The sequence below is a fragment of the Lysobacter sp. genome (assembly GCF_035655815.1).
In the GTDB taxonomy this organism is placed as follows: Bacteria; Pseudomonadota; Gammaproteobacteria; order Xanthomonadales; family Xanthomonadaceae; genus Lysobacter_J.
This window is the reverse complement of sequence record NZ_DASRTS010000015.1, coordinates 14,547-26,300: the sequence shown is the minus strand read 5'-3', so window position 1 is coordinate 26,300 and position 11,754 is coordinate 14,547. Positions and strand designations below refer to the sequence as shown.

Here is an 11,754-nt window from a genome sequence, read left to right as displayed (position 1 = left end):
CGTTCTGAATTTGTTCGCTCTACTTCGGCTTCGACTTCGACTTCGACTTCGGCTTCGGCTTCGGCTTCGCTCTTGCTCGTCATCCCCGCGAAGGCGGGGATCCATGGACTTTTCACGCTGTCCCGCTCTCGTGTCCGCTCCAAAGGACAAAGCTTCCGTCCGTCTAAAGCCGGCCGGGTCACTTTTCTTTGCTGACCCAAAGTCCGACTGGATTCCCTTCGGTCAAACGTAACCCAAAGAAAGGGTCTTCCCCGACGAAGCAATCCCACGACCGGCAAAGGAGTCGGCGCCCCGCAAGTCGGTGCGGCCCACGGCCGCGGGCCCGCGCTTGCGGCGCGGGCGTTCGGACGATGCGCGAGCCAGTGGCTCGCAAGCACGCATCGCCCTCACTCCCTGCCTCCTTGCTCAGCGCCGCACATCCCTGTGCGGCGCCCTTCGGGTCTAGAGGTGTGTTGGGCTGTTCAAAGCAACAGCAACAACAGCAGCAGCAAGAACAGTCGCGATCGCCGAATACATAGCGACCAGCTCTTGCTCGTCATTCCCGCGAAGGCGGGAATCCAGGGACCTTTCACGCTTTACCGGACGTCTCTCAGCGGCGATGCCTTTAGCCGTCCTTCTTGGTCCAGACGAAAGCCGCGGCCCCATAGCCGCTTTGCTGTTGCTGTAAACAGCCAATCGCCACTCAAGCCCCCAAGTGCAGCGCACGGGACGTGCGCTGCTGCGCGCGGAGGCATGGAGTGAAGGGATGAAGCATGCTTGCGAGCCACTGGCTCGCGCATTGCACGAACGCCTGCGCCGCAAGCGCGGGCCACGTGGCCGTAGGCCATGTCCGACCCGCGAAGGCCCCCGACTCCTTCCCCGGTCGAGGAGTGCTTCGTTCGGGAAGCCCCTTTCTTTTGGTCACGCTTGATCGAAGGCAATCAGTCGGACTATGGGTCAGCAAAGTAAAGTGACCCGGCCGGCTTTAGACGGATGGAAGCTGTGGCTGTTGCTCCTGACAGGGCAACGGTAAAGCGTGAAAAGTCCCTGGATCCCCGCCTTCGCGGGGATGACGAGCCAGAGCAGCGGCTGACGAGCAGAGCGACCGTAGACGTGCATTAGCAACCGTAATTGGATTCCGCCTTCGCCGAATAGCGTGCCGCCAGAATCGACTCGCGGGCGGAAAAGGCGCTGAGCCTCGACGAATGCCTTGGATTCACAAAGGGAAAAAAGCCCCATCACGCGCATTCATCTCATCGCGCAACGCGAAGCACACGCGCCCATGTGCCAGAAGTAAGCCCTCCACCGCGCATCCTGTTTCATCGCGGCAACATCGTGGTGCGGCCTTCAACGCTTCGTCGCGATGGATCCTCCACTGATCGCAAAGCCGTTCATGACGTGACTTCCGGGCCATCTTGGCAAAGCGGGGCGGGCGCATCGTGCGCCGGCACTCGCTGGCGCGGAGCCATTCATGCGACTTACCGAAGCTTCCCTGCGCAATCCTGCGGCCGTCGCGGTGGCGGTGGCGCTGATCTGCGCGTTCGGGCTGATGAGCCTGCTGGACTTGCCGCTGCAGTTGTTCCCCGACATCGAGCGCCCGCAGATGTCGGTGCAGACCAGCTGGCGCGCAGCGTCGCCGCAGGAGATGGAGTCGGAGATCGTCGAGCCCATCGAAGCGGTGATGCAGGGATTGCCGGGACTGGAAGAGATCGAGTCCAACATCAACGCCGGCAACAGCTTCATCAACCTGACCTTCGCCGTCGGCAGCGACATGGACGCGATGCTGGTGGAGGTGCTGTCGCGCATGAACCGCCTGCAGCCGCTGCCGCGCGATGCGACGCCGCCGGTGGTGCAGGCCGGTGCGGACAACGCCAACAACTCGCTGACGTACTTCTTCGTGCAGAAGCTGCCGGGCACGCCCGGCGACATCCTCGACCGCAGGCAGATGATCGAGGACCGCATCGTGCCCAGGCTGTCGGCGGTGCAGGGCGTGGCGGGCGTGGAGATCAACGGCGGCGCGCCCGAGGAACTCACCATCACGCTGAACCTGGAACGCGCGGCCGCGCTGGGCATCCAGATTCCGCAGGTGGCCGACGTGGCCGCACGCGCCACCGACGTGTCCGGCGGCGTGGTCGAGGCCGGGCGTCGTGAGTACGTTCTGAGGTTCGCCGGGCGCTATTCCCCCGAAGCGCTCGGCAACCTCATCCTGGCCTGGCGCGATGGCCGCCCGGTGCGGCTGGGCGATGTCGCGACGGTGGAAGTGAAGCGGCCTGAGCAACGCTTCTTCGCCTACCAGAACGGCAACCCCGCCATCGGCCTGCGCATCCTGCGCGAGAGCGGTGCGAACGTGCTCGACACGCTCGACCAGGTGAAGGCCGTCGTCGAGGAAATCCGCGAGAAGGACCTCAAGCCGCAAGGCCTGGACATCCGCCAGAGCTTCGACGCGTCGGTGTTCATCAATCGCGCCATCGGCCTGCTGTCGGGCAGCCTGGGTGCGGGCGTGCTGCTGGCGGTCGGCTGCCTGTGGTGGTTCCTGCGCGACGTGCGCGCCACCGCGCTGATCGCCTGCGCGATTCCGATCTCGCTGCTGGCCACCTTCATCGTGCTGCAGCTGACCGGGCGCAGCCTCAACGTGATCTCGCTGGCCGGCTTGGCATTCGCCGTCGGCATGGTGATGGACGCCGCCGTGGTGGTGGCCGAGAACATCGTGCGACTGCGCGAGGAGGGCATGCCCGCCACGCAGGCGGCGCTGGAAGGTTCGCGCCAGGTGAGCGGCGCGCTGGTCGCTTCCACGCTGACCACGGTGGCGGTGTTCCTGCCGGTGATCTTCATGGACGACGTGGAGGGCCAGCTGTTCGCGGACCTGGCGCTCACCATTTCCATCGCGGTCGGCATCTCGCTGCTGATCGCGGTGACGGTGCTGCCCGCCGCGGCCGGAAGCTGGCTGCGCGAACGCGCGGGCGATCGCGAGCAGCACCGCTTCTGGGCCGGCGTCAGCGACTGGGCGATGCGCGTGACCTCGGGCCGGCGCAACCAGTGGCTGTGGGTCGGTGGCCTGGTGGGCGCGCCAATACTGCTGACCGTGCTGCTGATGCCGAAGATCGACTACCTGCCGCCGGTGAAGCGCGCCGCGGTGGATGCGTTCTTCAACTTCCCGCCGGGCATGAGCCCGGAGCGCGTGAATGCAGAGATCGCACCCACGCTGCTGGCACGCATGCGTCCGTACATGGACGGCGAGAAGTCGCCGCAGCTGAGCAACTGGTACCTCAACCTGTGGCCGGGCGGCGGCACGCTGGGTGCGCGCGTGGTCGATCCAGACGACATCGGCGAACTCGAACGCATCGTGCGCGACGAGGTGGTTGTGGGCTTTCCCGACACGCGTGCCTTCGCCAGCGAGGGCGAGCTTTTCGGCAGCTTCGGCGGCTCGGCGCGCGCCATCGCCATCCACCTGCAGCATGCCGATGGCGACGCGCTCACGCGCGTGGCGGAAACCGGCCGCAAGCTGCTGAGCGAGCGTTTCCCCGGCGCGAACGTGCAGGCATGGCCGAATGCGGACGCCGGCACGCCGGAGCTGCGCATCAATCCCGACGACCGCCGCCTGGCCGAAGTCGGCTGGCGGCGCCCGGACCTGGGCACGGTGGTCCGCGCGCTCGGCGACGGGCAATGGCTGGGGGAGCATTTCGATGGCGACCGTCGCTTGGCGATCATCCTGCGCAGCGACCGCGAGGACGACGTCGAGCGCCTGGGCGCCGCGCCGCTGGCCACGCCGGCCGGCGGCGTGTTGAGCCTGGCGGAACTGGCGCAGGTGGACACCGTGCTCGCGCCCAACCAGGTGCGTCGTGTCGATCGTCGTCGCACTGTCACGCTCACTGTCGATCCGCCGCCGGCGATGTCGTTGGAGGAAGCGCTGGGCATCGTAGACGACGACGTGGTGCCGGTTCTGCGCGATGCGCTGCCGCAGGACGCCGCGGTGCGCGTGTCCGGCAGTGCCGACCGGCTGGATGCGGTGGTGCGCAGCATGGGCATGAACTTCGCGATGGCGCTGGTGGTGCTGTTCATGCTGATGGCGGCGATGTTCAAGTCGCTGCGCGACAGCGCCTTCGTGATGGCGACGCTGCCGATGGCGGTGCTGGGCGGCGTGATCGGCCTGCGCATGCTCGACCTGATCGCGGGGCAGACGCTCGACCTGCTGTCGATGATCGGTTTCATCATGTTGCTGGGCATGGTGATCAACAACGCCATCCTGCTGGTCGCGCAGGCGCGCGAGGCGCAGGCCGCGGGTGCAAGCCTGGAGGTCGCGCTGAAGCAAGCGCTGGACCAGCGCCTGCGCCCGATCCTCATCGCCGCGCTCACCGGCGTGCTCGGCGCATTGCCAATGGCGATCAATCCCGGTCCCGGCGCGGTGATCTACCGCGGCCTGGCCGCCGTGTCGGTGGGCGGCGTCGCGCTCAGCCTGCTGTTCACCGTGGTGCTGGTGCCGGCGCTGCTGCGCCTGTTCGAACCGCAACGCAAGGTCGCGGCCGCGTACGACGCGGCCGCACCGCAGCCGGTTTCGCTCTGACCCTCATCCCCCGGAGATACGTCATGCGCACGTTGCACAAGAGCCTGATCGCCGCCGCGCTGGCGGCCGTGCTGGTCGTCCCGCTGCTGGACTTCGACGGCGCCAGCGCCACCGCGCCGAAGAAGGAACAGGCGCCGCCCGCCATCGTCGGCGTGGCGAATGCCGTGACCACGCAACTGGCGCCGGTGCACTGGGCGCCGGGCAGCGTCATCAGCCGCCGCGACGCGAAAGTCGCCAGCGAACAGGACGGGCGCGTGGTACGCGTGGCCGAGGTGGGCCAGCGCGTGCGCGCAGGCGAGGCGCTGGCGGTGCTCGACGGCACCGCGCTTGGACTGCGCGAACAGGAAGCGCAGGCGGACGTCGCGCGCATCCAGGCACAGCTGGACATGGCCGCGCGCCAGGAACAGCGCTACGCGCAGCTGGCCGCGCAGCAGAACATCGCGCGCGCACAGTACGAACAGCTGCGTGCCGACCGCGACATGCTGGTGCAGGAGCTCGCCCGTGCCCGCGCCCTGCTTGCGCAGACGCGCCACCAGCGCACGCAGATGGTGGTGCGCGCACCGTTCGATGGCGTGGTCGCCGAACGTTCCGTGCAACTGGGTGAATACGTGAACACCGGCGATGCGGTTGCACGCCTGGTGGACACCATCACGCAGGAAGTGCGCGTGCGCGCACCGGTCGACCTGGCCGAACACCTGCGCGTGGGCATGCCGGTGCAGGTACGCGCGGGCCGCGAGGAGCGCACGCATCCGGTCAGCGCGCTGGTGCCGGTGGGCGACGAGGCCTCGCGCCAGCTCGAACTGCGCATCGCGATGGACGCCGGCGAACTGCCGGTCGGCACCGCGGTCGACGTCGGCATGCCGAGCGCGCGCACCCGCACCGTGGTGGCCGTGCCACGCGACGCCGTGATCCTGCGCCGCGAAGGCGACTTCGTGCTGCGCATCGCCTCCGACGACACCGCCGAACGGCTGCCGGTGACCACCGGCACCGAGGTCGACGGCCTGGTGGAAGTGCGCGGCGCCGTGAAGCCCGGCGACCGCCTGATCGTGCGCGGCGGCGAACGCATCGAGCCGGGGCAGTCCGTGAAGGTGCAGGCCGACCTCGCGCGCGCGACGGCAGCACGCTGATACGACAACAAGAACGACGATCTCTCTCCCCCGTTACCCCCGGTCCTCCCGTCGTTGGGAGGGCCTTTTTTTTGGGGTGGGTGGTCGGGTGTCGCGGAAGGATTCCGGGAGCTGCGACGCTCGTGCACCGCCGTGCATTTCGCTTACATGCGGATCGACGGACCAACGCTGATCCGTTCGCCCTGAGCGTAGCGCGCAGCGCGATGTCGAACGACCGGTGTTCATGAGCACGCGGCATCGAGGACAGACCGGTGCACGCGCATGGACGTTGCCCACACCGTACTTGTGGAAGGGCTACCCCAGCCCCGAAGCCCGCCAGGGCCCGTCCGCCCATTCGCGCATGCGGTGCAACTGCTCGATCGCCTGCGCCAATGGTTCCGGGCGGTGGATGCCGTAGCCCTGCACGCGGTCGCAGCCGTGGCGCTGCAGCCACTCGTACTGCGCCTGGGTTTCGACACCTTCGCCGGCCACCTTGAGGCCCAGGCCATGGCCCAGGGCGAGCAGCGACTGGCAGATCGAGGCGCTGCGCTCGTCGCGGTGCACGTCGCGCACGAACGACTGGTCGATCTTGATCGCGTCCAGCGGCAGCTGCTTGAGGTACGACATGCTCGAAAAGCCGGTGCCGAAGTCGTCCAGCGAGATGCACACGCCGTGACGCTGCAGTCCGCGTAGCGTCTCCAGCGCCTGTTCCGGGCGCGTCATCAGCACGCTCTCGGTGAGTTCGATGTGCAGCGTGCCGCGCGGCAGGTCGTATTCCTCCAGCACGGTTTCGATGTCGCGCTGGATCTGCCCGTCGAGGAACTGCGCGGGCGAGACGTTCACCGCCACCGGCAGGTCGGGATAGCCCGCCTGCGCGAGCAGGCGCTGGGCCGCGGCGGCTTCGCGCAATGCCCAGCGGCCTAGCGGCACGATCAGGCCCGTGTCCTCGCACAGTCCGATGAACTGCGACGGCGCGACGAAGCCGCCCTCGCGCTGGGGCCAGCGGATCAGCGTCTCCAGTCCGGCCGGGCGCGAGTGCGCCACGTCCCACAGGATCTGGAAGTGCAGCTCGAACTCGTGTGCGTCCATGGCGCGATGGATGCGGCCGGCCAGCTTCAGGCGGTCGGTCGCATGGCGCGCCATGCTCGGTTCGAATTCGACCAGCGGGCGGCGTTCGGTGCGCGCCACGTGCGCGGCCAGGCCTGCATGGGCGACGGCCTGCGCGGCCGAACCCGCGCCCATGCGCAGATCGGTCACGCCGATCCACGATTCGAGACGATGCAGCGTGTCCTCGCCGGGAATCGGGCGGGCCAGTTCCTGCTGCAGTTGCGTCACGGCGGCATTCCAGTCTTCGGCGGGGAACACCGCCAGCACGAATTCGTCGTCGCGCACATGCCCGGCCGCGCCGAAGCGTTCGCCCAGGCGCGCCACCCGCATCGCCACCGCGCGCAGCGTCTCGTGTCCGGCGTCGCGGCCCAGGCTGTCCTCGATGAGTTCCAGCCCGCGCAACTGGATGGCGGCGATGCGGCCGTCGCACTTGCGCAACGATTCCACCCTGCTCGCCAGCGCATCGGCATTGAGCAGTCCGCTGGTCATGTCGTGGCTGGCGCGATAGGCCAGTTCGCGTTGCTGCGCCATCAGTTCGGTCACGTCCTCCGACAGCACCAGCCGGCAGCGGCGCCCGCGGAACTCGATGTCGGTGGCGTGCACGCGCGCTTCCAGCAGGCGGCCGTCCTTGCGACGGTGCACCCACACGCGCACGTCCTCGAAGGCGACGCGGCGGTGTTCCTCCAGGTCCTGCAGCACCTCGCGCGTGTACTCGGCCGGACGGATGTCGAGGATGGACATGCGCAGGAATTCCTCGCGCGTGAAGCCATACGTCGCCACCGCCGCGTCGTTGACCTCAAGGAACGCCAGCGTCTCCACGTCGAACACCCAGAACGGCAGCGGATTGCGCTCGAACAGCAGGCGGAACTGGCGTTCGGCCTCGGCCAGGCGCTGCTGCGACTCCATGCGATCGGTGATGTCCAGCACGGTGCCGGCCATGCTGGCCGGACCGTCTTCCTGCTGGCTGCGCGCGCCGCGCGCCGACAGCCAGCGCACGCGGCCGTCGGTGCCGAGCACGCGATAGTCGATGGAGAACGGCTCGCCGCCGCGCCAGGCCTCGGCGAACTGCGCCGCGACGCGGTCGCGGTCGTCCGGATGCATCAGTTCGTAGAACTCGCGCGCGGACGCCGACGTCTGTGACGCGTCCAGGCCCATCACCTGCGACACCGGACCCGACCAGACGATGTGGCCGTCCTTCTGCGCCGTCCAGGTGCCGGTGCGGCCCAGCTCCTGTGCGTTGCGCAGTCCTTCCAGTGCTTCGGTGAGGCGCTGCACCAGCATGCGGTTGCGTTTCGCGTTGCGCCGGAGCACACGCACCAGGTAGGCCAGGCCCAGCAGGTAAAGCGCGTACAGCGCCACGGCCGCCGTCGCCAGTCGCCACCACGGCGCCAGCACCGTTGCACGCGGAATGCCCACGTGCACGTGCAGCGGGAAGTCCGGCACCACGCCCGTCGCGGCGATGCGCACCACGTGGTCGTGCTGGTCGGAGACCCTGGGTGTGTTCGCGCGGGGCAGGTGCTCGTCGACCGGATGCACATGATCGACCCGGCCGATGAACCCGACGCCGCGACTGTCGGCTATCAGGCGACCGTCTTCCTGCCCCAGCTGGATCAGGCGCGTGTGGCTGCCGTCCAGGTCCGCGATCACGCTCTGCAGCTCGTGCGAGTGCAGCCACGCCAGCACCCACCGGCCATCCGTCATCGGCACCGCCAGCGGCAGCAGCCAGCGTCCTCCGTGCTGCTGCAGCGGACCGATGCGCATGGCATCGGGCGGCTGCGGCTTCAGCATGTCCGGCCAGCGCGGCAGGGTTGGGTCGCCGCGACCGCCAGCCAGCGGCTGCCCGTTGCGGTCGATCAGGACGATGCTCTCCAGTTCGCGCTGGCGCTGCGCGACGCCGGCGATCGATTCGTTCATCAGGGCCAGCGCATGTTCCGGCGCGGTGGCGGCGGCGAGCTGTGCGTCGCTGGCGATGCCGCGCATCGCGCGCTCCAGGTTGCGCAGTTCCAGCCAGGCCAGGCGCTCGGCGCCCGCGGTCAGCGCCAGGTTCTGCTGCTCGGCTGCGGCCAGGCGGTTGCGGTAGTCGTCGGCGACCACGTACACCAGGCTCGCCGCCAGGATCGCCGCCAGCACGAGCCCGAAGGCCAGCACCGCCGCCGCCGACTGCGAACGACCGATGGCAGGAAGGGAGCGGTCCGCTGGAAGCATCGGGCAGGCGGGCAGGGGAGGGTCCTATTCGGTGGGCTCGACCGTGACAACGCCGTGAGCGCGGTGGGGCGCGTTCACGGGTTTCACGCCTGGCGTCCTCATGGTATCGGCCGCCGTCGGCACTCCTTCAGTTCGATCCGGACGAAGCCGCTCAGCCGCTCACGGCCTGCTGTTCGCGCAGCAGTTCGGCCAGCTGCGCGATGCGGTAGGGCTTGGGCAGGAAGACCACGTTGGGCGGCAGCGGCGGCAACTGCGCGCGCGCATAGCCCGAAGCCAGGATGATGCGCGCGTGCGGCTGCAGCCGCGCCGCATGGGCGGCCAGGTCGATGCCCGACATGCCGTTGGGCATGCTCACGTCGCTGACCACCACGTCGAAGCGTTCCCGCTCCAGCGCCGCCACGGCGGCCACGCCGTCGCTGACCGGCACCGCGCTGAAGCCGAGCAGGCGCAGGGCCTCGCCGACCAGCATGCGCAGGTCGTCCTCGTCCTCGACCAGCAGCAGGCGCGCCTCACTCATCGGAGGGCTCCTCGCTGGCGGGCAGGCACATGCTGACCGTCGTGCCGTGGCCGGGTTCGCTGGACAGCGTGGCGAAGCCGCCGGACTGCTTGGCGAAGCCGAAGACCTGGCTCAGGCCCAGGCCGCTGCCCCTGCCGACTTCCTTGGTGGTGAAGAACGGTTCGATGGCGCGCTCGACCACCTCCGCGCTCATGCCTTCGCCGTCGTCGATCACCTCCACGCAGACGAAGCTGCGCACCGGCGCTTCCGGTGCGTCCGGCGGTGCGCGTTCGACCCGTTGCGTGCGGACCACGATCGTGCCGCCCCCGGGCATCGCATCGCGGCTGTTGACGACCAGATTGAGGACGGCCGCTTCGAACTGCGCCGCGTCGACCTGCGCGTACAGCGGTTGCCCGGCCAGTTCGAAACGGAACCCCACCGTCGGGCCGCACGCGCGGCGGTACAGCTCGCTGGAGCGCGTCAGCAGGTCGTTGATGTCGTGCAGTTCCGGCGCGAGGGTCTGGCCGCGGCCGAACGCCAGCAGCTGCCGCGTGAGCAGCGTGCCGCGGTCGGTGGCGCGCAATGCCGCCTCGATCCATTCGCGCGGGCGCGGCTCGCTGGCGAACGGATGCAGCGCGATCAGGTCCAGGCTGTTGACGATCACCGTGAGCAGGTTGTTGAAGTCGTGCGCCAGGCCCAGCGTGAGCTTGCCGATGGCTTCCAGCCGCTGCGACTGCGCCAGCGCCTTCTGCGCCTCGAACAGATGCTGTTGTGCCTCGTAGCGCTCGGTGACGTCGCGGGTGATCTTGGCGTAACCGATCAGTTCGTCGTTGTGCCAGATCGGGTCGATGACGACGTTGGCGCGAAAGCGCGTGCCGTCCTTGCGCAGGCGCCATGCTTCCGCCTCGAAGCGCCCCTGCGTGCGTGCGGTTTCCAAGCCGCGCTGCGGCTCGCCGCGCGCGATGTCCTCCGGCGTGTAGAAACGCGAGAAGTGCTCGCCGACGATCTCCTCGTCGCGATAGCCCTTGATGCGCTCGCCGCCGGGATTCCAGCTGCGGATGTATCCGTTGGGGTCCAGCATGTAGATGGCGTAGTCGGTGACGCTGCGGATCAGCAATGCCAGCTGCCGCGGCTCATCGTTGAGGCCAGTGCTGGACGCGACGCCCATCAGCGTCGGCGTCGGTGTCGCCATGATCAGGATCCTGCGCTTCCCCTTCTGCAGGGGTGGCGAGGTTAGTAAAGAGGCCGTTAAATTCCCGTGCATTCGTGCTCGAGCGCACGGTCACCGCGTGCGTGCGTCCGCAGCCGCTGGCCTGCCCACGACACCGGGAATCGGCCTGGCCTGCGGAAAGTACGACCGCAACGCGTCCACGCCTTCCTGCGGTTTCGCCAGATTCCGCAATGCCTGGCGGCGCTCGCGGATCCGGACCGTGTCGATGTCCATGCGCCGGTCGCGCTCCTGCAGCAGGGCCGGGTCCGCTTCGCCGTCGCGATTGAACGACCAGGCCAGCATCGCCGGGCCGGTCGGCAAGGCGTCGCCCGGCCGGGTTCCCTTGCGGCTGTGCCAGGTATGCCAGGTCTTGCCGTAGCTGTTCATCTTGCCGCGCATGAGTTCCTGGTCGGCCACGTCGGGCAGCGACGGAGCCACCAGCTGGCCCGAGAGGATCTCGCCATTGTGCGGATGCCAGAAGGCGCGCTCCTTCGCGGGCAGTTGTTCGAACAGGCGTTCGGAGACGATGTACTCGATGCCGGTGAGGTTGGCATCCAACGTGTTGCCGTCGAACAGCGCGCACTGCGCGAAGTCCTCCGTCACCTGCCGGCAGAAGTGGTGCGCTTCCATCTGGTGCGACGGGTCGTCCTTCATCGGATGGAAGCCGACCAGGTACACGTCCATCTTCGCCAGCGGGCCGTTGTCCTGCAGCAGCCTGGCGCCGGCCTCCAGCACGTCGGTCCGCGCGCTTTCGGCGCGACCCGGTGCGGGCACGGCAGGGTCGACCGGCTCGCCACCCGTGCAGGCGCACACCGCAATGGCGCAGCCCGCCCAGGCAACGCTGGCACGGCGTGAGCGCATCAGCGGCGCTGCGGTTCCTCGCGCGGCTCGCGCGAGGGGTCACGACGCAGGTCGCGCATCTGGCCATCGTCGGGCGGCGTGAGATCGGCGCCCTGTCCAGGCTGGTCGTCGCGATCGTCCGGTTTGCGCAGTTCGCCCTTGCGCGTGTCGGCCGGGTCGTGTCCCGGCACGTGGTCGCCGTGCAGCTTGCTCATGGTCGCCTCCGTTGGCTCCTCCTCGAAGAGAGGAG

General features: G+C 68.7%; 7 protein-coding genes. 2 read left to right on the top strand and 5 right to left on the bottom strand.

Annotation, left to right across the window (positions count from 1 at the left end; genetic code table 11):
* Nucleotides 1-1,450: 1,450 nt before the first annotated feature.
* On the top strand, nt 1,451-4,540 hold the full coding sequence (locus tag VFE83_RS03550; RefSeq protein WP_324903507.1) for an efflux RND transporter permease subunit: 3,090 nt from the start codon (nt 1,451-1,453) through the stop codon (nt 4,538-4,540).
* Between the two features lie 23 nt (nt 4,541-4,563).
* Nucleotides 4,564-5,667: an efflux RND transporter periplasmic adaptor subunit gene (locus VFE83_RS03545; protein ID WP_324903506.1), complete on the top strand. Its 1,104-nt coding sequence runs from the start codon at nt 4,564-4,566 to the stop codon at nt 5,665-5,667.
* A gap of 294 nt (nt 5,668-5,961) precedes the next feature.
* On the opposite strand, the gene VFE83_RS03540 is transcribed toward VFE83_RS03545, so the two are convergent.
* The 5 genes from VFE83_RS03540 to VFE83_RS03520 form a co-directional block, all read right to left on the bottom strand.
* Nucleotides 5,962-8,958, bottom strand: coding sequence for a bifunctional diguanylate cyclase/phosphodiesterase (locus VFE83_RS03540; protein ID WP_324903505.1), 2,997 nt, complete (start codon nt 8,956-8,958; stop codon nt 5,962-5,964).
* A gap of 151 nt (nt 8,959-9,109) precedes the next feature.
* A complete protein-coding gene (locus VFE83_RS03535; RefSeq protein ID WP_324903504.1) occupies nt 9,110-9,475 on the bottom strand; it encodes a response regulator in 366 nt (121 codons plus the stop codon).
* A complete protein-coding gene (locus VFE83_RS03530) occupies nt 9,468-10,646 on the bottom strand; it encodes a PAS domain-containing sensor histidine kinase (RefSeq protein ID WP_324903503.1) in 1,179 nt (392 codons plus the stop codon). Before VFE83_RS03530 ends, VFE83_RS03535 begins: the two co-directional genes overlap by 8 nt.
* Before the next feature lie 90 nt (nt 10,647-10,736).
* Entirely contained in the window at nt 10,737-11,525 is a 789-nt protein-coding gene (locus VFE83_RS03525; RefSeq protein WP_324903502.1) for an OBAP family protein, read from the bottom strand.
* Nucleotides 11,525-11,719, bottom strand: a complete 195-nt coding sequence (locus VFE83_RS03520) for a hypothetical protein (RefSeq protein ID WP_324903501.1) — start codon at nt 11,717-11,719, stop codon at nt 11,525-11,527. The genes VFE83_RS03525 and VFE83_RS03520 overlap by 1 nt, the downstream gene beginning before the upstream one ends.
* Nucleotides 11,720-11,754: the final 35 nt, after the last annotated feature.

What these genes read in the sequence shown, in the direction of transcription:
- VFE83_RS03550 (WP_324903507.1), top strand. Translation starts at nt 1,451, where the DNA reads ATGCGACTTACCGAAGCTTCCCTGCGCAATCCTGCGGCCGTCGCGGTG.
- VFE83_RS03525 (WP_324903502.1), bottom strand. Translation starts at nt 11,525, where the DNA reads ATGCGCTCACGCCGTGCCAGCGTTGCCTGGGCGGGCTGCGCCATTGCG.
- VFE83_RS03540 (WP_324903505.1), bottom strand. Translation starts at nt 8,958, where the DNA reads ATGCTTCCAGCGGACCGCTCCCTTCCTGCCATCGGTCGTTCGCAGTCG.
- VFE83_RS03535 (WP_324903504.1), bottom strand. Translation starts at nt 9,475, where the DNA reads ATGAGTGAGGCGCGCCTGCTGCTGGTCGAGGACGAGGACGACCTGCGC.
- VFE83_RS03530 (WP_324903503.1), bottom strand. Translation starts at nt 10,646, where the DNA reads ATGGCGACACCGACGCCGACGCTGATGGGCGTCGCGTCCAGCACTGGC.
- VFE83_RS03520 (WP_324903501.1), bottom strand. Translation starts at nt 11,719, where the DNA reads ATGAGCAAGCTGCACGGCGACCACGTGCCGGGACACGACCCGGCCGAC.
- VFE83_RS03545 (WP_324903506.1), top strand. Translation starts at nt 4,564, where the DNA reads ATGCGCACGTTGCACAAGAGCCTGATCGCCGCCGCGCTGGCGGCCGTG.